The sequence below is a fragment of the Gemmata sp. SH-PL17 genome (assembly GCF_001610855.1).
GTDB classification, from domain to species: domain Bacteria; phylum Planctomycetota; class Planctomycetia; order Gemmatales; family Gemmataceae; genus Gemmata; species Gemmata massiliana.
This window is the reverse complement of record NZ_CP011271.1, coordinates 202,723-229,320: the sequence shown is the minus strand read 5'-3', so window position 1 is coordinate 229,320 and position 26,598 is coordinate 202,723. Positions and strand designations below refer to the sequence as shown.

Annotated in this window: 17 protein-coding genes; 7 read left to right on the top strand and 10 right to left on the bottom strand. The window is 63.5% G+C overall.

Annotated elements, in window-relative coordinates; all coding sequences use genetic code 11:
- Window positions 1-129: 129 nt before the first annotated feature.
- Window positions 130-3,021, bottom strand: a complete 2,892-nt coding sequence (locus tag VT84_RS00900; RefSeq protein ID WP_082838157.1) for a 2-oxoglutarate dehydrogenase E1 component — start codon at window positions 3,019-3,021, stop codon at window positions 130-132.
- Window positions 3,022-3,493: 472 nt separating this feature from the next.
- Between VT84_RS00900 and VT84_RS00895 the strand changes: the two genes are divergently transcribed.
- Window positions 3,494-4,024 carry a dual specificity protein phosphatase family protein gene (locus VT84_RS00895; RefSeq protein WP_239465636.1) on the top strand — a complete coding sequence of 177 codons (531 nt, stop codon included), beginning with the start codon at window positions 3,494-3,496 and terminating at the stop codon, window positions 4,022-4,024.
- Window positions 4,025-4,134: 110 nt separating this feature from the next.
- Entirely contained in the window at window positions 4,135-5,889 is a 1,755-nt protein-coding gene (locus VT84_RS00890; RefSeq protein WP_082838156.1) for an alkaline phosphatase family protein, read from the top strand.
- Window positions 5,890-5,969: 80 nt separating this feature from the next.
- On the opposite strand, the gene VT84_RS00885 is transcribed toward VT84_RS00890, so the two are convergent.
- Window positions 5,970-6,284 (bottom strand): hypothetical protein, encoded by a 315-nt coding sequence (locus VT84_RS00885; protein WP_052548992.1) that lies wholly within the window; start codon window positions 6,282-6,284, stop codon window positions 5,970-5,972.
- 443 nt (window positions 6,285-6,727) lie between these two features.
- Between VT84_RS00885 and VT84_RS00880 the strand changes: the two genes are divergently transcribed.
- From VT84_RS00880 to VT84_RS00865, 4 genes are all read left to right on the top strand, one after another.
- Complete coding sequence (locus VT84_RS00880) at window positions 6,728-9,370, top strand: PPC domain-containing protein (protein WP_052548994.1); 2,643 nt, start codon at window positions 6,728-6,730, stop codon at window positions 9,368-9,370.
- Between the two features lie 79 nt (window positions 9,371-9,449).
- Window positions 9,450-10,946, top strand: a complete 1,497-nt coding sequence (locus VT84_RS00875; protein ID WP_052548996.1) for a c-type cytochrome domain-containing protein — start codon at window positions 9,450-9,452, stop codon at window positions 10,944-10,946.
- Between the two features lie 228 nt (window positions 10,947-11,174).
- Complete coding sequence (locus VT84_RS00870) at window positions 11,175-12,104, top strand: hypothetical protein (RefSeq protein WP_082838155.1); 930 nt, start codon at window positions 11,175-11,177, stop codon at window positions 12,102-12,104.
- 101 nt (window positions 12,105-12,205) lie between these two features.
- On the top strand, window positions 12,206-12,913 hold the full coding sequence (locus tag VT84_RS00865; protein ID WP_052549000.1) for an ankyrin repeat domain-containing protein: 708 nt from the start codon (window positions 12,206-12,208) through the stop codon (window positions 12,911-12,913).
- A gap of 61 nt (window positions 12,914-12,974) precedes the next feature.
- Here the strand turns inward: VT84_RS00865 and VT84_RS00860 are convergent, their stop codons facing one another.
- The 5 genes from VT84_RS00860 to def form a co-directional block, all read right to left on the bottom strand.
- Window positions 12,975-13,814 (bottom strand): hypothetical protein, encoded by an 840-nt coding sequence (locus tag VT84_RS00860; protein WP_052549003.1) that lies wholly within the window; start codon window positions 13,812-13,814, stop codon window positions 12,975-12,977.
- Window positions 13,815-14,039: 225 nt separating this feature from the next.
- Window positions 14,040-16,463, bottom strand: a complete 2,424-nt coding sequence (locus VT84_RS00855; protein WP_052549008.1) for a tetratricopeptide repeat protein — start codon at window positions 16,461-16,463, stop codon at window positions 14,040-14,042.
- A gap of 101 nt (window positions 16,464-16,564) precedes the next feature.
- Window positions 16,565-18,124, bottom strand: coding sequence for a transcription antitermination factor NusB (locus VT84_RS00850; RefSeq protein ID WP_082838154.1), 1,560 nt, complete (start codon window positions 18,122-18,124; stop codon window positions 16,565-16,567).
- On the bottom strand, window positions 18,121-19,125 hold the full coding sequence (fmt, locus tag VT84_RS00845) for a methionyl-tRNA formyltransferase (RefSeq protein WP_082838153.1): 1,005 nt from the start codon (window positions 19,123-19,125) through the stop codon (window positions 18,121-18,123). The genes VT84_RS00850 and fmt overlap by 4 nt, the downstream gene beginning before the upstream one ends.
- 78 nt (window positions 19,126-19,203) lie before the next feature.
- Window positions 19,204-19,758, bottom strand: coding sequence for a peptide deformylase (gene def / locus VT84_RS00840; protein WP_052549012.1), 555 nt, complete (start codon window positions 19,756-19,758; stop codon window positions 19,204-19,206).
- A gap of 159 nt (window positions 19,759-19,917) precedes the next feature.
- Here def and VT84_RS00835 point away from each other — a divergent pair, with 159 nt between their 5' ends.
- Complete coding sequence (locus VT84_RS00835) at window positions 19,918-22,329, top strand: CehA/McbA family metallohydrolase (protein WP_162271549.1); 2,412 nt, start codon at window positions 19,918-19,920, stop codon at window positions 22,327-22,329.
- Window positions 22,330-22,657: 328 nt separating this feature from the next.
- On the opposite strand, the gene VT84_RS37905 is transcribed toward VT84_RS00835, so the two are convergent.
- The 3 genes from VT84_RS37905 to VT84_RS00825 all read right to left on the bottom strand — a co-directional run bounded on the left by VT84_RS37905 (window position 22,658) and on the right by VT84_RS00825 (window position 26,591).
- Window positions 22,658-22,888 (bottom strand): hypothetical protein, encoded by a 231-nt coding sequence (locus VT84_RS37905; RefSeq protein WP_157469045.1) that lies wholly within the window; start codon window positions 22,886-22,888, stop codon window positions 22,658-22,660.
- Window positions 22,875-23,876, bottom strand: a complete 1,002-nt coding sequence (locus VT84_RS00830) for a DUF1559 domain-containing protein (RefSeq protein ID WP_082843196.1) — start codon at window positions 23,874-23,876, stop codon at window positions 22,875-22,877. The genes VT84_RS37905 and VT84_RS00830 overlap by 14 nt, the downstream gene beginning before the upstream one ends.
- 273 nt (window positions 23,877-24,149) lie before the next feature.
- A complete protein-coding gene (locus VT84_RS00825; RefSeq protein WP_204249703.1) occupies window positions 24,150-26,591 on the bottom strand; it encodes a sigma-70 family RNA polymerase sigma factor in 2,442 nt (813 codons plus the stop codon).
- Window positions 26,592-26,598: the final 7 nt, after the last annotated feature.

Below are 26,598 nucleotides of genomic sequence, written 5' to 3'. Positions count from 1 at the left end.
GTACGAAAACGATACCACCTAACTCCCCCGGCCCCCTTCCCTAAGAAGGAAGGGGGAGAAAGGCACCTCGGCTCTTTCTCCCCCTTCCTTCTTAGGGAAGGGGGCCGGGGGGTTAGGTTCTTCTCTCCGTTATGCCTTGGCCGCGTCCGTGTGCGCGCCGTGTGTGCCGTTGGACTCGACCGCGTTCCAGCCGATCCACCCCGGTCCGATCGGACCCGACGGCGTCGGCGCGAACGCGCCGTCCACGAGCAACTTCTGTTCGCGCTCGTGAACGTGGTGCGACCCGGTCGCGGGGCTGGCACCGGCGTCGCGACCGACGTACTCGAAGGGGAAGTTCATGGCCCGCAGGCGCGGCTCCACGAACGTCCACCCGCCCATGTTTTGCGGCTCTTCCTGCACCCACACGAACTCGCGGGCACGGCGGTAGCGGCCGAGCGCGGCGGAAAGCTGTTGTTCGGGCCACGGGTACAGTTGCTCGATCCGCAGGATCGCAACCGCTTGCGTGCCGAGTTCCTCGCGCTTCTTCGCGAGGTCGTAGTACACCTTCCCGGAGCACACCAGCACGCGCGTCACCTGGTCCGGGTTGGATTTGTCGTCGAGCACTTCGCGGAAGTGCTGCCCGGTCACAAACTCGCTCACCGGCGACACCGCGGCCGGGAGCCGCAACAGGCTCTTCGGCGTCATCACCACGAGCGGCTTGCGGAACTTCCGCTTCATCTGCCGGCGCAGGAGGTGGAAGTATTGTGACGGCGTGGTCGGGTACGCGACCTGGATGTTATCTTCCGCGCACATCTGGAGGAACCGTTCGAGCCGCGCGGAAGAGTGCTCCGGCCCCTGGCCCTCGTAAGCGTGCGGGAGCAGGAGCACGATGCCGCTGGACCGGTTCCACTTCGATTCGCACGACGTGATGAACTGGTCGATGATGACCTGCGCGCCGTTGGCGAAGTCACCGAACTGCGCCTCCCACAAAACCAGCGATTCCGGAGCATCGAGCGAGTACCCGAAATCGAACCCCATCACGGCCGCTTCGGAGAGCGAACTGTCGATCACGTCGAACGGGGCCTGCTTCGGGTCGAGGTTCGCCAGCGGGTAGTGCTCCGCGCCGGTTTCGTAATCGACCACGACCGAGTGCCGCTGCGTAAACGTCCCGCGCCGGCTGTCCTGGCCGCTGAGTCGCACCGGGGTACCTTCGAGCACCAGTGAGCCGAACGCGAGCGCCTCGCCAGTGCCCCAATCCACGGACCCGCGCTTCTTGATGTTCTCCCCGCGCGTCTGGAGCGTCTTGAGTAGGTTCGGGTGAACCGTGAACCCCTCCGGGAACGTGCCCAGCGCGGTTCCGATGCGGTCCAGAACCGCGTCACTCAATCCGGTCGCAATGGGTTCGTGCGAGTACCGATTGGTGAAGTCCTTCCAGCGCCCGGAGAAGCCCTCCATCCCGCGCTTTTTGGTCTGGCCCTTCTTCACCATCTCCTTGACTTGCTTGTGCGCCGCTTCCAACTCGTTGCGGTACGCGGCGGCGACCGTTTCGGCCTCGCGCATCGCTTCGGCGAGCTTGTCGTCGAACTCGCGAACAAGGTCCGCGACGACGTCGGGTGTCACACTCGGGTCGTCGGGGCGCCCGGCGAGTTGGGCGGCGTAGACGGTGGAGAGCGGCGGCTTCTTGGCGATCACCTTGGCCTGGAGGGGCTGCGTGTAGCCCGGGTTGTCGCCCTCGTTGTGCCCCCACCGGCGGTAGCACACCAGGTCGATGACCACGTCTCGCTTGAACTGTTGGCGGAACTCCAGCGCGAGTTCCGCCGCCGCCACGCACGCCTCCGGGTCTTCCGCGTTGACGTGGAAGATCGGCGCCTGAACGAACTTCGCGATGTCGGTGCAGTATTGCGTGCTGCGGGAGTCGCGCGGGTTCGTGGTGAACCCGATCTGGTTGTTTACCACGATATGAATGGTCCCGCCGGTGCGATACCCCGCGAGGTTCATCAGGTTGAACGTCTCCATGATGACGCCCTGGCCCGCGAACGCCGCGTCGCCGTGGATGAGCACCGGTACGCCGGTGACGCGCTCTTTATCGCCGTGCTGTCGCTGTTTGGCACGAACCCGGCCCTCGACCACCGGCCCAACGATCTCCAGGTGGCTGGGGTTGGGCGCCACAGACATGTGAACCTTCCCACCGTCGGCGGTTTCGATGTCCGCCGAGAACCCGAGGTGGTACTTCACGTCCCCGTCGCCGTCGTGCGTGGACAGCGGGAGGTAGTTGTCCTCGAACTCGTTGAAGATTTCAGAGAAGGGCTTGTGGAGCGTGTTCGCGAGAACGTTCAGCCGGCCGCGGTGGGCCATCCCGATGACGATTTCTTTAACGCCGACCGACGGGCCTTTCTCGGTGATCGCGTCCAGAACCGGGATGAGCGTTTCGCCACCTTCGAGCGAGAACCGTTTCTGACCGACGTACTTGGTGTGCAGGAACTTCTCGAACAGCTCGGCTTCGTGCAAGGTATTGAGAATACGGTACTTCTGCCGCAATTTGAGCATCGGCCGGTTGCAGGTCGGCTCGACACGCGACGCGATCCATCGGCGCATGTCCTGCGACTCGATGTGCATGAACTCGATGCCGGTGGTGCCACAGTACGTGGCCCGCAGCGTATCAATCAGGTCGCCCAGCTTCACTGGGCCGTTCAGTCCGAAGTACATGCTCCCGTCAACGACGCGGTCGAGGTCGCTGTCCGAAAGGCCGAAGTTTTCGAGTTGGAGGAGTTGGCACGGGGGAGGTGGTTGAGTCGCGAGCGGGTCGATGTCGGCCTGAAGGTGCCCGGCTTGCCGGTACCAGAACACGAGCCGCACCACTCCGGTTTGGACGCGCAGGTCCGCGGAACTCGCTGCCCCTCCGGGACTTGCGGCGGCGCCGGGGAGTGTCCCGGCGAACCGCATCCCCGCAAAGAAACCCTGCCAGGTCGGTTCGACGGAGTTGGGATCTTGTTGCCAGCGGCGGAATTGCTCTTCGAGGTACTCGCCGTTCTCGCTGAACATCAGAAACTCCGGAGGTGCGCGCGAGGCACAGAGCGGGGCTATCGCGGGCCGGTAAAGCTACTGATAGCCCCCCCCCACGCGCCGGGCAAGACGAGCATGCCGACCTGCGCATTATAGCTCGCACGAGCACCACAAGGTGCCCATCGGGGCGCTTGCCCCGAGGCGCAAAAAAGATGCACAACTCCCGGGCGGAAAACTACTTCCCATTCTTAATACTCCGCGCCTGTAGCTTCTGCTGTGACGCCAAGACGCAGTCGTGCTCGAACCGAGTGCGCCCTTCTGCGGCACGAATCCCCCGCAATGCGCTGGACGTGAGCAGCAGAATTAACCTCGTTCGTTCATACGCGCGGTTCGCCGAATCATCTGGACGGCTCGAATCAACGGACGTGACGTTCTCCGTTCGTGTGGGGAAATCGGAATCGAGTGTGCCGATCGATCGGAGATCGTGTATCGTGTGTCAGGTCGAGTACTTGTGCGATTCCCGCTCGAGCCCGATACCCCATTCTGGTGCGCGATGCCGCCGCAGGGATTTTCCTGGGTCGAACGTCCGCGTCTTGCCGCGCTCGCGCGACCGCAATCGGCGGAAGACCTCCGCTGGCTCCGGCGCAACGGCATCGACGTGCTCGTGTCGCTCACCGAAAGCCCGCTCCCGCGGAACTGGGTGAACGACGCGGGCGTGATGGCCGTGTCCGTTCCAGTGCCGGACATGGAAGCCCCCACCGAGCGCCAGCTCGATCACGTCATCGCGACCATCCGCCGGGCGAACGGATCGGGTATGGGCGTGGCCATCCACTGTGCCGCAGGGTTGGGACGCACCGGAACTGTGCTCGCCGCGTACCTCGTCGCGTCGGGCCTCTCAGCACGCGCAGCTCTCATCAAACTGCGCGACCTCCGCCCCGGCTCCGTAGAAACGCTCGATCAGGAACGTGCCATCGAGCAGTACGCCCGCAAGCTCGCGCTCCCGGAAGGCGAACGGACCAACGATCTCACCGATCCAGAATAAATCGATTCGTGTGAAGATTCTTTCACACATCCGCAATTACATTGAGCCGACCCCGCGCGCGTTGTACAACTCCCGCACGCGCTCCCCACTTTTCACCCGGGTCGGCACCCATGCGTCCCTTTCCCGCACTCGGCTCGCTCGCCGCGCTGTTCGCCGTGGCGATCGGTGCCGGCCTGTTCGTTGCGCCGCGCCCCGTAGAGCCGGCCCCGGTTCCGGAACGCAAGGTGAAGCTCGCGGTCCTCGTCATCTTCGACCAGATGCGCGGGGACTTCCCAGAGCGCTGGCGCGCGCTGTTCGGCCCGAACGGGTTCGCGCGACTCCAGCGCGACGGCGCCTGGTTCACCCACTGCCACTACCTCTACGGGACCACCACCACCGGCCCGGGCCACGCTTCGATGCTCACGGGAGCGTGCCCGGACGCGCACGGCATTGTGAATAACAGTTGGGCCGAGGGCGGCCAAGAGGCGTACTGCGCCGGCTCACCGCGGTACAAGTTGGTCCCGCCAGCGCCCGTGTTCCCCGTCGAACCAAACCCCAAAGACGCCAAGGACAAGCCCGCGGCTAAAGTGCCGATGATCGGTTCCCCGGAGCGCCTCCAGAGTGAAACGGTGGCGGACGTGCTGAAAGAGGTCCACGGCGCGAAGTCGAAGGTGTTCGGCCTCTCTCTCAAGGACCGTTCCGCAATCCTGCCGACCGGAAAGCACCCGGACGGTGCCTACTGGTTCTACGGCACGTTCGGTACCTCGACGTACTACACCGAGCGCGTTCACCCGTGGGTCGAGACGTTCAACCAGTCGAAGTTCGCGGACCGGTGGTTCGGACGCGACTGGACCTACTTCCGCCCGGACGTGGATTACACCCGGTGGAGCGGGCAATCGGATGATGTGCGCGGCGAGGGCGTTGGGGTCGGACAGCGGGGTACGTTCCCGCACCCGACCACGGGAGGGAAGCCGGCCCTCGGGAAGAACTACTACGAGGCGCTCGCGAACTCGCCGTTCGGTAACGATTTGCTTCTGGAATTCACGAAGACGTGCATCACGGCCGAGCGCCTGGGCGCTGACGATGCGCCCGACCTCCTCGTCGTCAGCTTCTCGTCGAACGACCTGATCGGGCACACATGGGGGCCGGATTCGCACGAGGTAATGGACGTCACGCTCCGCTCGGACGCGCTCATGGCCGATCTGTTGGCCTTTCTCGACACGAACGTCGGGAAGGATCGGTACCTGCTCGGCATGACCGCGGACCACGGGGTCTGCCCGTTGCCGGAAATAACGTTCGGCTCGAACCCGCCCCGCGGTCGGGTGAATCTCGCGGACCTCAGAACGCGCCTGGAAGCGCACCTCACAACCAAATTCCCGACACCCAAGCCGGCGGACGGGAAACCCGCGCGGTGGGTCGAAGAGTTCGTCTTCCCGTGGGTGTACCTGAACCCGCGGTTGGTCACGGCGAGCGGTCAGCCACAGGCAGCAATTGCAGAAGAGGCCGCGAAGTACCTCCGCGAACTCAAGGACGGCCACGTAGCGCGGGCCTTCACGCGGACCGAACTCGCGGGGGCGTTCCCGGAATCGGACGCGATGGCGAACCGGGTGAAGCGGTCGGTTTACCCGTCCCGCAGCGGGGACGTGTTCGTGGTGCTGGACCCGCACCACTTGCCCGCCAGCAAGCCGAACGAAACGGGCACAACACACGGCGCCCCATTCAGCTACGACACACACGTGCCGCTGTTGGTGTACGGCCCCGGGATTCGCGGGGGCGTGCGCACCGAACCAACGACCCCGCAGGCGCTCGCACGCATCTTCTCGAAGTGGCTGAACGTTCGCGACCCGAAGAGCGCCGCGTTCCCGATACCGAAGACGCTCGAATAAACGTGGTGCAGACGGCAAACACAATCGGCCCGGGCACCTCATCACGCGAGGTACCCGGGCCGATCGTGTTTGATCCGTAATCAGTTGTGCGTGCTGTGTTCCGTGGTCGGCATGGTGACCGTACCGAGCGGCATGGTGAACTCGTTGATGATTGCTTCGTGCACGTTAAGCAGGAGCGCCCACAATGAGCCACGGTCATCAAGGGTGATCGGGCCGCGTTCCGGGGCGTCTTCGTTCGCACCCACGGGCTGTGACGGGAGGTAATACTCCCGCGTGACCGGGTCCAGTTCGCGCCCCTCGGAGTGGGGGTTCGGTTGCAGTCCCGGCGGGGCGGCCACGGTCGTTCCGCACACCACCAACGCGCCGATCGACCCCAGCAGCATTCGCCGCAGCATTCGCATCCGTCCGTTAAGAGCAAACAACCCGATGCGGGTCCGTCGCGCACTGGTTGTTTGGTTAGAAGGACGGCTCTATAGCTTTCTTCCTGGTTCCCGCAATGGGAAACTGACAATTGCGCTCAACTCGATCTGCCCCAGAGTCATTCAAACCTGGGACCGCGGGCATCTTGCCCGCTCTTCCGGACAACAGTATCCCAGGCACTCACCACTCGTCCGGAACCGCGGGCATCTTGCTCGCCCTTCGCTGCCAAAGTCAGAAAAGCGGGCAAGACGCCCGCGGTCCCAGGTGAAAGCCCCCCAGTTTGCCGCAAACGATTCGCTTGACCGGTCCGAGCCGCCGGCTTACGATTACTTCCATCCCGCCAGAACGCTCCTTACCAACCGCGGGGGGCCACAGCCCCTCAACTCACCAGATTAACTCACCTCGGAGAGCCCCGACCATGCGCCGGCTCGTGTTCGGCCTTGTAGGTTTTGCCGCGTCGGTCGCGATGGTCGGTTCGGCCGTGGCCCAACAACCGCCGCCCGGTCTGCCGTCCCCGCGCATTCAAAGCGTGTTCCCGAGCGGCGCGAAGGCCGGCACCAGCGTTGAAGTGACCGTGACGGGCTTCGACGTGGAGGAGCCGGAGAAGTTGCTGTTCTCGCACCCGGGCTTAAAGGGCGAGTACATCAGCCCGCCCAAAGAGACGCCGGACCCGAAAGACCCGAAGAAGACGGTCCCGGCACCGAAGGTCAATCCGGCCGGACCGCACAAATTCAAAGTGACCGTCGCGCCCGATGCGCCGCTCGGCGCGTTCGATGTGCGGTTCGTGGGGAAGTGGGGTGCGAGCAATCCGCGTGCGTTCGTCGTGGGCGACTTGGTTGATGTGAACGAGAAGGAACCGAATAACGACGTACCCGAAGCGCAACGGATCGAGATCGGGACCACGGTAAACGGCATAATCTCCAACCCCACGGACGTGGACTACACCGCGTTCACGGGGAAGAAAGGCCAGCGCGTCATCGTTTCCTGCCAAGCGTCGTCGATCGACAGTAAAGCCGAACCGATGATCGAGATCTTCAACGCGAGCGGACGTAAACTCGTAACCAACCGCAACTACCACGGCAACGACGCGGTTGCTGACATCGTGCTCCCCGCCGACGGCGACTACTTCGTTCGGCTGTTCCAGTTCACCTACACCGCGGGCGGACCGGACTACTTCTACCGGCTGAGCGTGAGCGCAGCGCCGTGGATCGACGCCGTGTTCCCGCCGGTCGTCGAAGCGGGTAAGCCCACGCAGGTCACGCTCTACGGGCGCAACCTGCCCGGCGGTCGACCCGCGGAGGGTTACACCGCGGACGGGCGCCCGCTCGAACAACTCACGGTCACTATCACCCCGCCGGCCGACGCGACCGCGAATACGAGGCTGACCAGCCTCACGCACGTCGAGCCGGTCAGCGCGCTCCAGGACGGGTTTGCGTACAGTTTGAAAGGGCCGAACGGTACGTCCAATCCTGTCACGATTTTCTTCGCGCGCAACAAGCTCGTTGTGAAAGCGAAAGCCGCCGGATCGCCGGACACCGCGGAGGTCGTTCCCACAGGCAGTGAGGTGGCCGGGTTTCTAGCAAAGAAGGGCGAGAAAGACTGGATCGCGTTCAACGCGAAGAAGGGCGAAAAAGTCACCATTGAACTTGCGGCGGAGCGGATCGGCGCGAACGGCGACTTCTACTTTTCCGTGCGCGACGGCAAAGACCCGAAGCGCGACCTCAGCGGCGAACAGGACGACGACAACGACACGCTCCACCCGTTCGGATTCTACTCGCGCAGCAGCGACCCGGGACCGTATCAGTTCACAGCGCCCGAGGACGGCAAATATCTGATCGCGGTCGCGTGCCGCGAATCGGGCTACCTGAGCGGCCCGAAGGCCATGTACCGTCTGCGGATCGGTCAACCGGTACCGGACTTCCGCGCGGTGGTGATGTCGTACAGCCGCTTCTACCAGACCGGCTCGGCCGCGTGGCAGGGCGGCTCGCAGGCGTATTACGTGTTCGCGCAGCGCCAGGACGGTTACACCGGTGCGATCGCGGTCACGGTGGACGGTCTACCAGCAGGTGTAACGGCACAGCCGCTCACCATCGGGCCGGCCGTGCGCTGGGGGCTGTTGGTGCTCGACGTCGCGCCCGGCGCCGCACCCGCGACAACGGCCTTTACCGTGAAGCTCACCGGCACGGACAACGCGGGCAAGACGCTCGTTCGGTCGGCACGCCCGGCGTCGGTGACATGGGGGTTACCACAGCCGGACCAACAGATCCCGGTGGTATCGCGGCTGGACCAGTCGCTCGTGATCGCGGTCCGGCCGGAGAAATCGCTTTTCAGCATCAAAGCCGACCTCGCGAATACGGTTGTGAAGCCGGCCACGGGCAAAGAAAATAAGGTGAAAGGCCCGGTCATCGTGATGCGCCAGGGCGACAAATCGACCGTTCCCGTGAAGATCGAATGGGGCGGCACGGAGAAGCCGAACGTTACGCTCGTTGCCGAGCCGATGGCCCAGAACCAGCAGAGCGCACCTGTGTCCGTTCAGATCACGGCCCAACCGACCAAGGACAAACCGGAAGTGATGGTGAACGTGGACGCGAAGTCCAACGCGGTGCCCGGCGCGTACACCGTCGTGCTTCGCGGGAACGCGCAAGTGCAGTTCGCCAAAGACCCGATGGCAAAATCAAAGCCAAACATCCCGGCCGAAACTTTCAGCACACCGATCCAGGTGTTCGTAATCCCCAGCGCGCTGGGCCGGTTCACGACGGGTCCGCTCCCGAACAACACGCTCAAACTCGGCAGCAGTACCGAACTGCCGATCAAAGTGGAGCGGATGCACGACTTCGCTGGCGAATACAAGGTGACGTTCGTTCCTGCGAAGGACGCGATTGGGGTAACAGCCGCCGAGGTCGCCATTCCCGCGGGCAAGGACGAAGTGAAACTCGTGCTGAAGACCGCGGCCGATGCCAAGCCCGGCGCGCTGGCCGGTACCGTTGTGGTCACGGCTCTGTTCGCGGGTAAGTACCCGGTGACTTACGAGAACAAGGTGAGTTTCAATCTGGCCAAGTGATCGGCTCCGCGGCCCAATGGGTCGCGAGGAACCACCCGACACACCTTCCGTACACCCGAGGATCTGGAGACTCAACACCATGCGCCGATTCGTTGCGCTCGTACTGGCGCTGATGGCCGCCCCGAGCTTCGCCCAAGAACCGAAAAAGGACGCCAAGAATGTGTACCCGCCGATCCCGGTGATCGATCTGAAGCGGAAAGAGCCGGTCGAGTACGGGAAGGACATCGAGCCGATCTTCGAGAAGAAGTGCCTCGTGTGCCACTCCGGGACCGAGTTGAGCGGCAAGTACGACATGGGCACTCACGAAAAGGTGCTCAAGGGCGGGAAGCGCGGGGCCGCGGTGGTACCGGGCAAATCGGCCGAGAGCAACCTCTTCCTGCTCTGCGCGCGGCAGAAGCTGCCGATGATGCCGCCGAAGGGCGATGAGCCCCTCACTTCACAAGAACTGTCGCTCATCAAGTTGTGGATCGACGAGGGCGCGAAGGCCCCCACCACGATGAAGGTGAAGGAAAAGATCGTCGTAAACCTGCCAGCGGCCCTGGTGAAGCCGGTCCGGGCGCTCGCGGTTTCCCCGGACGGGAAGGCCATCGCCGCGAGTCGCGGGAACCAGATCAACGTCTTCGCGCTAAAGATCACCCCGGCGGACAAGAAGGGCGGTCCGGAGAAGAAAGAGTGGGAATATGCGAAGTCGTTCTTCGACCCGCAACTGAAGACGCCGGACGGTAAGCCCGCGAAGGCCGCCCACATCTCACTCGTCGAGTCGATGGCCTTCTCCCCAGACGGGAAGACGCTCGCAACTGGCAGCTTTCAGGAGTTGACCTTGTGGGACGTCGAGAAGGGTGAGCCGAAGCAGCGGATCGCCGGTTTCGTGGACCGCGTGTGTGCGATCGGGTTCTCCGCGGACGGCAAGAAGTTCGTGACTGGCGGTGGCGCCCCGACCGAGGACGGCGAGATCAAGATCTTCGATACGGTAACTGGCAAACTGATCTGGGAAATCAAGGCGGGGCACAGCGATACCGTGTTCGGCGTCGCGTTCAGTCCGGACGGATTGTTGCTCGCAACTTGCGGCGCAGACAAGTTCGTAAAAGTGTTCGAGATGCCGCACGCGGGTTTGGGGTGGCCGTTCCCGCCCGGCCCCAAGGCCCCGCGGTTCGCCAAGTCGTTCGAGGGCCACACGCACCACGTGATGGGGATCGGCTGGACGCCGGACGGCAAGAAGATCGCGAGCTGCGGCGCGGACAACTTCGTAAAGGTGTGGGACTACGAGAAGGGCGAAAAGATCCGCGACATGCAGGGGCACCAGAAGCAAGTCACGTCGCTCTTCTTCGTGGGCAAGTCGACGCAGTTCGTGACGGGTAGCGGCGACGCGAGCGTCCGCATGTGGAACGCGGACAACGGCGGGAACGTGCGGTCGTTCCCCGGCGCGGCCGACTTCGTGTACGCGGTGAGCGCGAGCACCGACGGCACCGTGGTCGCGAGCGGGTGCGAGGACGGCGTCGTCCGCGTGTACAACGGTACCAACGGCACGCTGATGAAAGCGGCGCTCCCGCCCGACGCCGAACCGAAGAAGAAGTGATTACTCCCGCTCGTTGGCACTCATCGTTCGCCACAAGACTCAGGTGAACGGCGAGTCCCAACGAGCGGGGCATTTCCCGCAGCCGCTTCAGTTAGACGGGATCACCTCCCTCACTTTCAAACGCCATTCGCTTGGACTTGACCCCGACACTTCCCCTTCGCTATCCGCCTGACACACCCAGACCCAACGAATCCAACTTTTCCCGTCACCGACCCGCGGAGGTGGGCCTTGCGCACGTGGAAGAAATCACCGCTGTTCCTCTTGGGCCTGCTCTGCGGGTGTACGACCGGGTTCGACCGGGCCGCGCTCGAAGAGCGCCTGAAGGACGGGTCGGTTCAGATGCCCGATTCGAGCATCGCCGAGGCGCGCGGGCTGAAGCCGCAGCTCCGGTTCCCGTGCCGGATCGCGGTGTACCTCCAACCCGACGGCCACGACTGGCGCTGGACGCCGGAAGACAAGGCCGTGATGGAATCGTGGGCCGAGACGCTCCGGAAGGAGAAGATCGCGACCGACGTGTTCCCGCTGCCCGAAATGCTCGCGGGCAAGAGCAGCAAAAACGACTTGAAGGATCTGCGGCTCGCGGCCGCCAAGTGCGGGGCCGACGTGCTGCTCGTGATTAACGGCGCGGCCCAAACCGACAGTTACAAGAACTTCGCCGCAGTGTTCAATTTGACCCTCGTAGGCGGCTACGTGATCCCCGGGAGCCACAAGGACTCGCTGTTTATGCTCGAAGGCGTCCTCCTCGATGTGGACAACGGCTATATCTACACCGGCATGCAAGCCGAGGGCGTGGGGAAGATCGTGCGCCCGACGTTCGTGATCGAGGACAAGGACTCCATCGCACTGGCGAAGACGAAAGCTCTGGCTCAGTTCGGCGACGAAGTGCTGAAGCGGATGCGCCGACTCGCGGCCACCCCCGTACCCGCCCCGGCTATCAACATTCCCGTTGGCCCGGCGCGCACGGCGGAGCCGACTGCGGTGAACGCGGTTCGACCGGCGCCGGCTCCCGTCTCGGATGTGCCCGCAATCAAACCGACGCCGACTCTCCTGCCCGGGGGCATCTTCGCGACGGGCGCGGATATTCCTCCGCGTCGCGACCCGGTCAACAACGCGGGCGGCGTCATGACCGGTATCACCGCACCGCGCCCCAACCCGTAGCGCCGAAGAGAGCCAGGTCAGCGATAGTGGCGGACAAACGTCAGCCCACCGCCCGGATTGGTTCCCGGCGTGTCCCACCGAAAGATCGCACGGACGCTACCATGATGTTGCTCTTCATCGCGACGACACACGTGTGCCTGATGGTTCCGCCGTCACACGACGCGCCGGTCAGCGCTCCATCTGGCCCCGGCCTTCCTGGAGTGGGCACCCCTTTACCGAAACGACCTAAGCCGACACCAGAAGAGGAACGAATCACGGCGCTGCACAAAGCCGCGTTCGAGGGCGATTTGTGCACGGTGAAGGCGATTTTGACCGACCATCCCAAACTCGTGGATCGACCGCCAGTTTTCCGTTCAGGCGGCAAGGACGTTCCCGACTTGTCTACCGCGCTCCACGGAGCGGCTGTCAAAGGCGACGTCGATATCGTGCGTTTCCTGCTCAAGAAGGGCGCTAATCCGAACGCCAAAATGGATCAAGGATACACGCCGCTGCACTACGCCGTAAGTAGTGGCAGTTCTGAAGTTGTGCGCCTGCTTTTAGAAAACAAGGCAGACCCGAACGCACGCGGGTGGCAAGGGTGGAGGCCCCTGCACCGGGCGGCAGCCAACGGGCAAACCGAGATCGCGTTGTTACTCGTCAAAGCCGGAGCCTCACTTGAGGCTCGAACCGACGATATCCCCGCGAAGCCGATCCGTTTTCTCAACCCCGACACCCCACCCCAGTTCATTCCTGCGTCTCCGGGCCGTACTGCAGCCCAAATCGCCCGCGATGGCAAGCGCGAGAAATTGGCCAAGATACTTACCCGATAACGCGCGAACCTCGACCCGTTAGTGTAAGGGCCAAGCGGATCGCGCGCAGGCATTTGCCGGACTAGCGCCCCATTCGCCCACCACCGCCGCGACCGCCCCCTCCACCTCGGCGCCCACCGCCCTGTCCGCTTGGGCCGGCACGTTGGCTGCGCTCCGACTCGCCTCCTCCCAACGTGCGCCGGATCACGTCTAAATCCGCGCTCGTACCGACTACGAACGACACATCCGTGCCTTCGCGCCGGACCCAGCGCAGGGCGATTTCCTCGTTTTTCGCCTCTTTCGGCAGCGGCGTGCCGTCCGCGAACTTGGCGACGATATCCGGCCCACTGCCAAGCCCGAACACGGCCGGGCCTTCCACTCGGACGACACCGTTCTCGGGCACGGTGTAGGAGAACGAGCGCTGACCTGCGGGCCACGATCCGTCCGCGCGCACGCGGATCTCCGCTTTGACTGGCCCCCGGAATCCGACCGGTAGTACGAGCTCGGCCGTCGGCCGCGGCCCCGCGAACACGTCCACGGTCACTTCGAGCGGCGGACCCGTGTACGGGTGAAATCGCTTGGCCGACGCCAGAGCGTCCACAACGTCGCGTGGTAGTGTCGTTTGAGTTGGGAGGCGATTAGGAGCAGTTACTTCGACCATCACACCGCCCTCGTCCGGCGGGGCGAGGCGCGTGTGGGCGGTCCCGTCCGCACCGGCCGTAATGGTCTGGTCCCGCTCCTCGCTGTGCGAACCGAAGCGCCAAACGCGAACGGTTGCCGCGGGGACGGGTGTTTGAGTTTCCGCGTCGCGAACGCGAACAGTAAGCGGGGTGGACGGCTGGAACGTCTGGCACCCGGTCGCGGAAGCGGCCAGGACCAGACCCAGGTGCGCCAGGTAACTGGCACGCGAACGGGTCCGCACGATGTGTTCCTCAACTGTTGGCGCTGAGTTCGCCCCGGTAGCATGGCGGGGCGGTAGCGGACCCGAGCGTCAACGGCCTTGAATGGTTGGCGGTATGCCGCAGGTTGTGGAACCTGTCAATCCGCGGGGTGATTAAAAATGACTGCCCGAGGCGGGCGCCGATTAATTAGACGCCCGTGAGCCACACGTGACACATTTGCGACAGTGGTTGCCGCACTTCGGTCACTACTGCTCCGTAGAGAACCAGACCTTCAGCCAGTATTCGCGGCTGTATTCGCCCTTACCGTGCGTGAACGCGGTCTGCGGAAGCTTGCTGAACACGTCCTTCATCTCCTCACGCACCCGGACGAGTTCAGACGGCTTTTCGAGCTTCTCGTAGGCCTTGTACATCAGACTCAGAATGATGAGTTCTTCAACTGTCCCCTTGTGCCGGTCCCGGAGCGCGGCCCCTTCGTTGAGTAAGTTCCGTGCTTGCACGTTATCCTGCATCTGCTGATAGGACTGCAGCACGCGCAACGAAGCCTGGAGGCGCAACCAGGCTTCGCGGTCGGTGAGTTTCCCGTTGCGATCCGGTTTTTGAGCGGCTTTGTCACAGTCCATGACGATTTCTTTGAACTTGGTCAAAGCTTCGGTCCGCATATCCCGTGCGTTTTGCGCTTCTTGGGGGCTCAGCGGGTTCTGCCGACTGAGGGCCGCGGCGCGCTGGAGCAGGCACACACCGAGCAAGAGTTTGGCGAGTTGTGATTCCGGGCCGTTATCGTAGAGCTTGAGTTGAGTACGGAGCCGTGCCTCCGCGTCGGCGAAGTTCTCCTGTTGAATCAGGTCGTTCGCTAGTTCGGTCAGCGCGCGCTCGTGGTACTCGCGCTCGTTTGGCGCGATGTTCTGTTGCTTGGCGATCTGCTCGAACAGCGCGCGCCCCACAGGAACCAGCCCCGGGTGCCGCGAGTCCACGAACTGCCGCGCGAGCCGGTACCGCGTGGCGGTCGATGTCGCCCCGTTGGTAGCCAAAATCTCTCGGAAAACCTTCCACACTTCGCCGGTCTGCTTGGATTCGAGCATGGCGTCGGCCAAATCTGACAACAGCGGGCCGAGGGCCGATTCCGAAATACCGGGCAGTTTCGCGGCTTCTTTGAGGCGCGTTACGGCCAGCGCGGGCTCTTCCGCCTGACGGTACAGAGTGGCCGCTCGGCGGAGCATTTCGAGCTTGCCGTCGGTCCTGGGCTGGAACTCGGCGAGTGCGGCGAACTCGTCGGCCGCGTCCTTGAGCTTCGGTTTCGCGTTGCCGTTGGTCTTCTTGAGTGCCGCCCCCCACGTCGCCAGTACGTCGGCGCGCCGTTCGCGGTCGCGCGGCGACGGTGCGACCGCGGCATACGTTTCCGCCACCTTGAGCGCTTGCTCGAACGCGCCGTCGGCGAGGAGTGTCGTGACGCCCAACTCGAACGCGGCCTGCACCTCTGTGACCGGCACGAGTTCGCTCTTATACTCAGCCGCGGACTTCACGCCTCGCACTGCGTCCGTGAGCAGATCGACCGCGAGCTTGTGGCGGCTCGGGTCCGGAGAGTGGAGGTGCAGGTCCGCGAGTTGAACCGCGGCCGCGGTCGCCTCGGCCCCCGTTCCCCGAGCGGCTTCTTCAAAATATTTGGTCGCGGCGTCGCGGTCGTTCGCTCGAATCTTGCAAAGCGCAAGGTCGTAAGCGGCACCAGTGCGGTAGTACACGGGAATGCCGGGAATGGTGCGGAGCACCTCCAGTTCCTTCGCCGCACCGAGGAAATCGCCGTCGGCCATGAGTGCGCGGGCCAAACCCGCTTTCGCGGGCGCGAGCACCTCAGCGGGGGAGTCCCCGCCGACCTGCGCGAGCCACTTGCGCGCCTGATCGTATTCGTGAAGCTCCAGGTAGATCGCACCGAGCCGGAGGCGCGCACGGGACAGCGCTGCCTGCGGAGTGGAGGTGCCTGCGGAGTGGAGGTACTGCGTGAGCGACGTCCGCGCGAGCGCGAGGTCCTGCGGGTTCCGACGCAGCGCCAGTTCCGCGATCAAGCGCCGCGTTTCGCCGCCCTCTTCGCCCGGTGGCGGTGCAGAGAGTACCTGGATCAGCAGTGCAACGAGATCGGCGTTCGGCGCTTCGGCCGGTAGCCCGATCGCGGCGCGCACCTTGGCCGACCGGAAATCGAGTTTCGGCCGATCCGCAGAATCACGAAGTTGCTCGGGTGTTACCAGAGCGAAGTGCTGCTGCGCGAGGGTCCAGTACCCGCGGGCCTCGTCTGCCGATGCGGTGATCTCCGCGAGCCGCACGTACCCGCTCCCGAGGTGGAACCGGCCCCTCGGTGCGTGCTCGGGGAACATTTCCACACCCGCCGCGACCTTGCTCAGTTGCGATTTCAAATCAATCGGGTCCGGCGAGAGCTTCTCGTAACTGGCCTTGAGCGCGTCGATGTCTCGGGTAAACACCGACGGCGGATCGTTGCGACCGATCGGCAACCACCCCTTCCACGCGGACACGAACACTGCGATCCCGATCAGGAGAACGGGTAGTTGCCACAGGTGCCGCGTCGGGTCCGTGGAGGAGGAAGTGGTTCGACCGCCCGCTGTTGCGGGACCGCCGAAAACACCACTCTGGGTGGTCGGGAGCGGGGCCGTATCCGTGGCCATAAACGTGTCCCGTTATGGGGCGCGAAAATCCGAACCGAGAGTAGAACGGGTGAGAGTGGCGCGAGTCAAGGCCAACCGCGCCGGGGAAGGATGTTGAGTGTTCACTTCGCTTTACGGAGCCGCGCCCAGTAGCCGCCGTCGGACGGGCGCCCGGGCACAGAGGTGTGTTCCGCTTCGAGCGCCAGGCTCCGCATTCCGCGGCACACGGCCCTCACGACGCCCTCGTTCTCGTCCGGCTCGATGCTGCACGTCGAGTACACCACCGCACCGCCCGGTTTGACCCGTTCGGCCGCGAGGATGAGTAACCGTGTTTGTAGGCGGATGAGGTGCTCGAACTCGTTCGGTTTCAGGCGCCACCGCACTTCGGGGCGCCGACCCAATACCCCCGTGTTGCTACACGGCACATCGACCAGCGCGGCATCGAACGGTCCCGGGGGCAATTCACCATCCTCCTTGAGTAGAACCGTTTCTACCTCCTGAATCCCGAGCCGCTGGCACAGCGTGGTTACTGTTTGGAGGCGCTTCGCCTCAATGTCGCAGGCGGTGATGTGGCCCCGATTGTCCATCAGTTCCATCAGGTGCGTCGTCTTGCCGCCGGGAGCCGCGCACGCATCGAGAACGCGCATCCCGGACTTCACCCCGAGCGCGGACGCAACCAACATCGACGAATGGTCCTGGACCGCGAAGTCGCCCGCGGCGAACCCCGGGAGATCGCGGATCGCGTGGTGCTCGGGGAACAGCAGCGATTGCGGGTGCGCTCCTGGTGCTGCTTCGATCGTCTGCCCGGCGAGCTGAACGCGGTACGATTCGCGGCTCGCGTTCAGTTTGTTCACGCGAATCCACAACGGCGGAGGCGCGTTGAACCAGAAGCCGAGTCGCGTGCATTCGGCCGGGCCATAGCGCTCGATCCACCGGTTCGCGAGCCACTGTGGGAACGAAAACGCCGCCGCGAAGTACCCCGTCGGGTCAGCGACGGGATCGGGGAGAACGGACCGCGCGAGTCGGCGGTAAGAACCGCGCCCCGACTCCTCCCTTAAGAAGAGAGGGCGAGAACCATCGGCGGTTTTAAGCCCCTCTCCGTTTAGGGGAGGGATTGGGGAGGGGCTGGAGTCAGAACCTAACCCCCCAGCCCCCTTCCCTAAGAAGGAAGGGGGAGAAATACCTGCGTCGCGCGTTTGCTCTCCCCTCCTTGAAAAAAAGGAGGACGTGGGGAGCGATTCCCACCCGAACGCCACGGCGCCCGCGCCCGGTTTGTCCGTGAAGTCGTCCGTCACCAGCTCCGACACGCGACGCAGCACGCCGTTCACGAAACCTTTGGCTTTCAGCGCACCGACGTAGGGGGCGAGTTCGACCGTTTCGTTGACGGCCGCATGCTTGGGAACGTGCGTGAGAAACGTGAGCTGAAACGCGCCAAGCCGGAGCAAGTCCCACACGCGCGGCTGAACCGCGTGGAACGGAAGCTGAATGAACGGCTTCAGAATCGCATCAAGCGTTCCGCTGCGCCGGATCACGCCGAACACCAGTTGCGTGACGAAGCGGCGGTCCTGGGGCGTGAGTGCGGCCTTGTTGAGAACGTCGTCGATGAGTTCGGCTGCGAACCCGTCGCGCGAACGCGAGCGATTTAGCACGTCGGCCGCGACCTGTCGGGCGGTAATCGTCATGCCAGCACTTCCGGGCCGAACCGCATGCCCTCAACGATGGGATACCCGCGCAAGAACTCTTCCGCCGTCATCTTCTTCTTTCCAGCCGGCTGAAGCTCCTGGACTTCCAACACAGAACGATCCCCAGAACTCAATTGCCCTCCAACGACGAAGAGGGATTGTGGAAATTTTGCATCCGCAAATAGTTGGCCAGCGGGTACTTCCGGAGCGTGACGCACGGGAAACTCGGTTGCGGTAGTAACAATCACCCGCATTGGTTCCTTGCCGGGTCGATGCAAGAACGTGTACGCGGTGGGCCACGGCTGCATCGCGCGAATGTGGCGCTCGATGTAGTCCGCGGGCTTCGTCCAGTCGATCAACCCGAACTCCTTCTTGATCTTCGGCGCCTTCGTCACCAGCGCCGGGGCTTGCTTCACGCCCTCCACCGGCCCACCGGCCGCGTACTTGCGCGTGGCCTCGACCGCCACGTGTGCGCCGAGAACCGACAAGCGTGCTTCGAGGCTACCCGTCGTGTCGGTCGGGAGGATGTCGAGCGATTCCTGAAGGATCATGTCGCCGGAGTCGAGACCGGGCGTCACTTTGATGATGGTCACGCCGGTTTTCTGCTCGCCGCTGAGGATCGCATACGCAACCGGCGCGGCGCCGCGGTACTTCGGCAACAGCGATGCGTGAACGTTGATCGTGCCGCGTGTGGGGACCGTGAGTACGTCGCGTGAGAGGATCTGACCGTATGCCGCGACGACGAGCAGGTCGGGCTGCATTCCGCGGAGTTGTTCCAAGCCTTCGGAGGTGTTGATACTCTCGGGTTGAGTCACCGGGATGTTCGCGGCACGCGCGATGTTCGCCATGCCTTTTCCGGTCTGGCGCGTGCTCCCGCGCTTGCTACCGGCATCGCGTTCCGGCTGCGTCACCAGTCCCACAACGTCGCTACCGAACGCCGCGATCAGCGCCTCGAACGTCGGCTCCGCGAACGTCCCCGTCCCCATCATCACTATTCGCATGCAGCACTCCGACACCTCTACCCATACAGGCAGAGCGATTCACACTCGACAGCACCACCGCATGAGCGTGGTTCACCGTTACATCTTGGGTTCCAGGTCCGGCGGTAGGTCGCCCTTCTTCTTGTCCTTCTCGAAGTCCGCGACGAACTTCTCCAGGTCGCGCTGGCTGCGCGAAAGGCCGAGCGAGCCCATTTTGTCGATGAACAGCGTGCCCTGGAGGTGGTCGATCTCGTGCTGCCACACGCGGGCAGCAAGATCGTGGCACACCATCTCGAACTTCTCGCCCTTCAGGTTGTACGCTGCCACGTGTACGGTCTTCGCCCGGCGCACGTTCTGGTACAGCCCCGGGAAGCTCAAGCACCCTTCGCGGTCATTGACCGTACCGCCCTTCGATTCCAGGATCACTGGATTGATGGCGACCACTTCCTGATCGGGGCGATCGGCCTCGCCCATAAAGTTCATCACGATCATCTGGTAATCGAGCGTGACTTGCGGCGCAGCGAGGCCCAACCCCTCGCTCTTGTACATCAACTCCAGCATTTCGCCAGCGGCCTTTTGAATGTCCGCGTCGATGGCGGTTACGGGTCGCGCTTTGACACGGAGTGCCGGGTGCGGGTATCTCACAATCTTCATTTCGCGCCTGCCCAAACCTCGGTGCGTTAACGGTGATAGGTCGATTATAGCAGGCCCGACAGAATTTAGCCGCGCGCCAACGACCGGCACGGAAAACCGTGGACACCGCTTCGCCGGCGCGGTGTCATGGGCGACGTTCCGACCCCGAAGGAGCCACCCATGCCTCACCTCTTCCTCGCGCTCTTTGCGCTTTTCGCGGTCACGAGCGCCGCGGGCGCTGCGGACGTCCCCGTAATCGACGACGTCGAAGGGCAACCGCTCGCGGCGAACGCAGAGCGCCTCGTGAAGGCGCTCGACTTCCTCGGTGCTTCGCTCCCCGAAGAGGCCGGGAAGCAACTCGCGAAGGCCATCGAAAATAAGGACGCAAAGAAGGTCCAGGAGGTTCTCGATAAACGGGTACTGTTCGCGATCACGATTAACCCGGAAGCGCGCCTCAAGGTCGCAAAGGGGCCGGGGGACGCCATACTTCAGCAAGCCGGGTGGACGCCGGTGCTCGTGAAAGTCATGAACGACAGCACCGTGAAGAAGCAACTGCGCGTCATGAGCGCCCAGGCCGGGCCGGTGTACAGTGGGCCGGGCCAGGACGCCAAAGGTGCAAAGGCCGATCCGAAAATTGTCGAGCGGTTTCTCGGGGCCGAACTGTTTATCGCGCCGCCGATGACGGACACGCTCAGCGGGCTCAAAGTCGAGTACGCGATCGTGCTCCTCTATTCGTCGGAGAGCGGTCGGCGCGAAGCGACCATCGGGTTCGACATCGGGCAGGGCAACCAGGATCTCGGGTTCCGCGGGGAAACACCGGTGCTGTTCGAGGTGAAGCCGGCGGTCGCCGTGAAGGTAAAAATCACGGACTTCGACGGCAAACCCACAACCGGGCGCTTCCTCATCACGGACGCGAGCGGGCACATTTATCCCCCACAAGCGAAGCGCCTCGCACCGGACCTTTTCTTCCAGCGGCAAGTTTACCGGCACGACGGCGGAACAATTCTGCTCCCGCCGGGCAAGTTTCTCGTGCAGTACGGGCGCGGGCCAGAGTACGCACTGAAGACGACGGAACTCCTCGTTCCGGAACCCCGTGAGCGCCGAACCGTGACGCTTGAAGCGAAACTCGAGCGATGGATCAACCCGGCCGACTTCGGGTTCTTCAGCGGCGATCACCACATCCACGCGGCCGGCTGCGCGCACTACACGAACCCCACCGAGGGTGTGCTCCCCGAAGACATGTTCCTGCACGTCAAGGGCGAGGGGCTGAACGTCGGCTGCTGCCTGACCTGGGGGCCGTGCTACGACTACCAGCGCAAGTTCTTCGAGGCGAAACCGTGGCAAAAGAGCGAGCCGTTCACCATCCTCAAGTACGACGTGGAAGTGAGTGGTTTCGGCTCGCAGGCGCTCGGCCACGTCTGCTTGCTCAACTTGCGCGACCAAACGTACCCCGGTTCTGACGGGACCAAACTCAAGGGCTGGCCGACGTGGACGACCCCGCTGATGAAGTGGGGGAAAGATCAGGGTGCGGTGACCGGCTACGCGCACTCCGCGAACGGGCTGGGTGTGAACCCGAAGGAGGCCGCGAAGCGCTTATTTGACGCACTCGACGCCAATCAAGATGGGAGTATCAGCCCTGACGAAGCAAGAGCGGGGAAGTTGCCGCTCCCGGAACAGTTCGGCACCATCGACACGAACAGCGACGGCAAACTTAGCGCGGCCGAACTACTCAAGAGCACCGAGAAAACAGCCAACACGCTGCCGAACTTGAACGTCCCGGAAATGAACGGCATCGGCGCACAGGAAGTCTGCGTCACCACCGCGATGGGCGTGTGCGACTTCATCTCCGCGATGGACACCGCACGCACACCCGAATGGAACTGCTGGTACCACATCATGAATTGCGGGTTCCCGCTGAAAGCGAGCGGCGAAACCGACTTTCCGTGTATTTCCGGGAGCCGTGTCGGGCAGGGGCGCGTGTACGTGCAACTCGGCAAGAAGACAGACGTGGTCGATTACAGTGCGTGGTGCAAGGGCATCGCACAGGGGCGCTCCTACGTCTCCGACGGCTACGCTCACGCCCTCGAATTCGCGGTAAACGGCACGTCCGCCGGGTTCGGTGACGTGAAGCTCGATGCCAGCGGCATGGTGAAGGTGACTGCGAAGGTCGCGTTCGCGAAGGACGTCTCGCTCGGCACCGCGCCCGGCGCACAAGCCCCCACCGGCCCCTCGCGGACGCTCGAACTCGTGGTGAACGGGAAAGTGGTGCAGTCGAAAGAAATCGCGGCCGACGACAAGGTCCACGACGTGAGCTTCGACGTGAACATCAGCAGTAGTTCGTGGGTCGCGATCCGGCACTTCCCGCAAATGCACACGAACCCGGTGAACGTGATCGTGGCCGGTAAACCGATTCGCGCTAGCAAAGCGAGCGCGAAGTGGTGCGTCGGCGTGATCGAACAACTGTGGCGCGTGCGCGGTCCCGGGATCAAGGACACCGAGCGTGCGGAAGCCGAGAAGACATTCAAGAAGGCACTGGACATGTACAAGAAGATCGCGGACGAATCCGCGGACGACTTGAGGAAAGTGGACTGAGGATAGAGAACAAGAAACAGAGCCGCGGATAACGCAGATCACGCGGATCAAGACCACGAATAAAGATCAGAAGGCGGAGATCAAAGTGCACAGGGTTCCAGGGTGCGCCCGCATCGCGGTCGACCCTGGGCTGGGTAATCTAACCCCTTCGGGGCACCGGCATTGGTAGCCCGGGCGCGCGTGGCATGTGGGACCACCCACCGCCCTCGCGAACGGGTTCACCGGCGCCCGGTTTTGGTTTCTACCCCGAAGGGGTTGCATAACCCAGCCCAGGGTCGACCGCGATGCGGGCGCACCCTGGAACCCTGTGCTGCTTCCTAGCAGCCCTCTACCGCGGTGGCGGTTTCTTGCCCGCATCTTTCCACATGCGGTCCCAGTTCGCGCGGTCAATCTCGTCGGCCGACTTGAATGTTTCCATGAACTTCTCGGGGGGCGCGGCCGGTGGTTGCGTTTCTCCCATCACGTTGTTCACCGTCCACCAGACGGAGAGGGCGCCCGCAACAAGGATCGCCCCGACCGCACTTCGCCGCCCCCACGACCAAGGGTTAGTAGTTTCCACTGACCACCTCCCCGCCGTCGCGTGTGGCCAGCGCGCGGAACATCGCCCCGGACGCATTGACGTTCACCGGTCCCCGGCTCGGGGCCGCGGTCCCGGCCGGGTACTGGTACCCGGGGGCAGCGTCGGCGTTGATCCGGTCCGTGATGAACCGCACCGACCCGTCCGCGAGCGTGAAATTGCACCCGCCGGTGTGCCCGGAGCGGAACGCATGGAAGTAGCTCCCCCAGAACACGCCAACGTTGTTAGTGACGTGGGTGTTCATCTTGTTGCCGGCCAGGGTCGCCAGCGTCGCATAGGTGTCGGTCCACGTGGGCGGGTAAATGTGCGAGGTGGGCGCGCCCGTAGTCTCGTCGCGAACAATGCCCCACTTTTCGCCGAACGCCAGGGTGTTTGAAGTGCCGTCCGCGATACTCGACAGGCTGATTACCTGACCGCCCCCGCGGTAACTGCACGACGCCGAGAAATCGAAGATCCCGTCGAAGTACTGCCGGTCCTTCGGGTAGTACACGCAGTAGTACGCGGCCGGATCGGTCCCGGCGCAGTTCCAGGCCCACCCGTAGTTAATTGACCCCGAGTTAATGCCGTATGACAGGTATGTTGCTGCGGCCCCGGTCGGGGGAATGTCGGACGGGCAGAGGTACATTGCGATCGATTTCGAGCGGATCTCCGTGTTGGTTTCGTAGTTCGGTTGCTCGATGTACGGCAGCAGAAGCATGAACGGGTTGCGCCCGGCAGGACACCCACCGGGCGTGCTCGATGCCGGGCTGAACTTCCGGAAGTGAGGTAGCGCGCCCTGTTGATCGTGGAAATTGTGGAGCGCGACGCCGAGTTGTTTGAGGTTATTCTGACACTTCATCCTCGCGGCGGCCTCGCGGACCTTCTGGACCGCGGGCAGGAGTAATCCAATGAGGATCGCAATAATCGCGATCACGACGAGAAGTTCAATCAGTGTAAAGGCGTGACGGGGCGGGGCCGATGTTCGGCGCATAGCAACACTCTCCAGTAGGGAAGCGGGTATCGGACCAGGAGATGCGTTGCGAACGTGGCTTGCTCGGGTGAGCGTAGCTGCGGGTGCGGAGCGATCTCGTAGCGGATTATTGAGATTTAATCTCAACACTGCGGAGATGATAATATGCCTGACTCACCGCATTGCAAGGGTAAAAAGCACAAAGCGGGTGCGGATCTCCATCGATCCGCACCCGCTTTGGTAACTACCAATCCCTTCGTGTGATGCAACTCGACCACATCACAGAGTGCCAGTTCAGCGCGCGGGCGGCTTCATAACCTCAGCGAGTAAAGCCTCGGTCGCAGATGCGCTCAGTTTTGCCGCAGCGAGTTTGCGCAGCTCTTTTGGTCCCTCTTCGTTTCGGCCATGAACGTTCGGAGTTGGCCGGTACAGTCCGCGCAGTTGCAGCACGAGTGTGTTGCGCCGCTGGACCAGATCGCGGACAAATTTTGCCTCCCGGCGTGCATCCATTTGGACCGCTTGTTGAGTACGTATCCGAGCCGCTTCGACCGGGTCGTTTTCCAGTTCACGACCGATCCGGTTCACAGCGGGTAGTTCCGGGGCCTCGGCCGGCAACTCTTGAGCGAGCGCTTCGGCGAACCCGGTGAGCAACACGTCTGCCGCGAGCCGCCGGCGCTCCTCGAACGTTTTGAGTGTGCGATCGACTTCCGCGGCGCTGGCGAGGTAGCTGTACACGGTGCCGCGTGCGACGGGGTCGCGACTCTGTTCGAGTACCTTTTGGCCGTACTCACGGACCCGCGCGATTTGTGTGTCGATTCGGCTTTGCGCCGCAACGTGAACCACCTGGAAGTAGATGTGTCCGCGGTCGTCTTGTCCGGGGTACTTCTTCAGCCACTCGCCCGCGGTGCGCTCCAGTTCGGCGAATTTTTCATCGGACCCGTGGCGGAACGCTGTGTCCCACCGCGCGAGTTCGGCCTGTAAGTTGGGTTCCGGGTCGGGTACCCGGCCGAGTTTCTTCGGCGGGTCGGCAGGTTTCTTTTGCTTCTCGACCACGAGCACACGGACCTTTTGTTTTTCGAGCTTGAGCGTCAGCCCGGTCTGGTCCGCCACGTTCTTCAAGACTTGTACGGGGTCGGCGTCTTCGGCCCGCGTTTTGGGCGTAATCGGGTACCGAAGGTGGTGCCGGATCGTGACCCAAACGGTGGCCGATTTCAGATTCGACTCGTCGATGACCGGTAGCCCCAGAAATTGTGCCAGTTGCGAGGACAATTGTCTGGTATCGGTGTAGAAGCCGCCCGCGTGCTCCTCGCGGGCCTTCGCGTAGAAATGCACGATTGCAGCGTCGTCGTGAGGTCGGGTCGGGTCCGCGGCCGGGGACACCAGCGTGTGCTTCCCGCTGATTCGCACCACTTCGTTTTCGACTTCCGCGAACTCCAAACGGAGGTCGATACCGCATTTCGCTTTCAACTCGTCGCGCAGCGCCGGGATCAGTTTGTCGGGTGCCGTGTTTTTCTGCAGCACGACGTCTGCATCGAGTACCACGGACTCCAACAGGTGGTCCCGGTCCAGCACGTTCGCCATGTCGACGCGCAACGGATATTCGAGGAAAGCGGCGAGCGGCTTCCCGTTCTCGGTTGTGCCGGGCACTCGGCGGTCGGTGAATGCGTTCGCCGATACGGGCGTACCTCTGTTCGTGTAGACCGCCATCAGGCGCGTTTCGGACGGGGGAGGGGGCTGAAACGCTTTCGCGGCCTCGAACTTCGTGTACAACCGGTCGCGTTCTTCCGGGAACGGCGCGCGGACGAGCTTCAGCACAGCGCCTTCCTGGAGTGCGTACTCGGATAGATTGGCGGCTTTCTTTTGATTGTCTCCCGGCGATTCACCTTTGGACAACGCAGGGCGCTCGGAGGGAGCGCTGGGGCCACGGTCCTGGAAGGAACCGGCGGACAATCCGATCCCGCCCGCGGCCAGCGCTGCGACTACAACCAGTCCAGCCAGAATGGTGGCTTTCTTGACAGACATTGCTGTGACTCCGTTGATCAGGGCCGCGACCGCGGGTGGAATGACGTCCGTGCCGTGCCCCGTGGTCGCGAGTAAGCTGGCAATTCGTATCGTTGACGCACCCAGAACTGGGGGCACCGCTACCTCAAAGAGCGCACCGGCCGTCAGCGCAACGGCGGGCGCGATCCCGCGGCGCGTAAGTCGGTCCTGGAGCATTTGGCGCGCTCGGGCCAACCGACTGGACACCGTGCCCTCGGTGCATGACAGTTCGATCGCTGCTTCCGGCCGCGTTCGGCCTTCGAGACAGCACAACACGAAGGTTCCGCGGAACGGTTCCGGCACGCGGGCAAGTTCTTCGTCGAGCGCGACTTGAAGTTCCGTCAGAGATGCCGCGGTTGCAGGCTCGGCGGTGAACTTCGTCGGCCGATCGGACGCAGCGAATTGCTCGTGTTTAGTACGCCGCGACCGACTCTTGCGAGCGTTCAGTGCGACCCGGCGAGCGACCCCGTGAAGCCAACTCGCCACGGACCCAGTGTTACGAATCTCCCCCACTCTCAGTGCCAGAAACAGAAACGTAGCCTGAAATGCGTCTTCGGCGTCCGGTCCCACGGTCAGGATTCGGCGACACACACCGAGAACCATCGAGCCGTGCCGCCGAACGAGTTCCGCGAACGCACCTTCGTCACGAACGCGAGCGAAGTGCTGCACGAGCTGTTCATCCGGAACGGCGGACAAACCCCGG

Bases quoted from the DNA above. Each gene is read 5' to 3' on its own strand.
- VT84_RS00830 (WP_082843196.1), bottom strand. From the start codon at position 23,876: ATGCGCCGAACATCGGCCCCGCCCCGTCACGCCTTTACACTGATTGAA.
- VT84_RS00835 (WP_162271549.1), top strand. From the start codon at position 19,918: ATGCCTCACCTCTTCCTCGCGCTCTTTGCGCTTTTCGCGGTCACGAGC.
- VT84_RS00875 (WP_052548996.1), top strand. From the start codon at position 9,450: ATGCGCCGATTCGTTGCGCTCGTACTGGCGCTGATGGCCGCCCCGAGC.
- VT84_RS00880 (WP_052548994.1), top strand. From the start codon at position 6,728: ATGCGCCGGCTCGTGTTCGGCCTTGTAGGTTTTGCCGCGTCGGTCGCG.
- VT84_RS00890 (WP_082838156.1), top strand. From the start codon at position 4,135: ATGCGTCCCTTTCCCGCACTCGGCTCGCTCGCCGCGCTGTTCGCCGTG.
- VT84_RS00885 (WP_052548992.1), bottom strand. From the start codon at position 6,284: ATGCTGCGGCGAATGCTGCTGGGGTCGATCGGCGCGTTGGTGGTGTGC.
- VT84_RS00855 (WP_052549008.1), bottom strand. From the start codon at position 16,463: ATGGCCACGGATACGGCCCCGCTCCCGACCACCCAGAGTGGTGTTTTC.
- VT84_RS00900 (WP_082838157.1), bottom strand. From the start codon at position 3,021: ATGTTCAGCGAGAACGGCGAGTACCTCGAAGAGCAATTCCGCCGCTGG.
- fmt (WP_082838153.1), bottom strand. From the start codon at position 19,125: ATGCGAATAGTGATGATGGGGACGGGGACGTTCGCGGAGCCGACGTTC.
- VT84_RS00865 (WP_052549000.1), top strand. From the start codon at position 12,206: ATGATGTTGCTCTTCATCGCGACGACACACGTGTGCCTGATGGTTCCG.
- VT84_RS00850 (WP_082838154.1), bottom strand. From the start codon at position 18,124: ATGACGATTACCGCCCGACAGGTCGCGGCCGACGTGCTAAATCGCTCG.
- def (WP_052549012.1), bottom strand. From the start codon at position 19,758: ATGAAGATTGTGAGATACCCGCACCCGGCACTCCGTGTCAAAGCGCGA.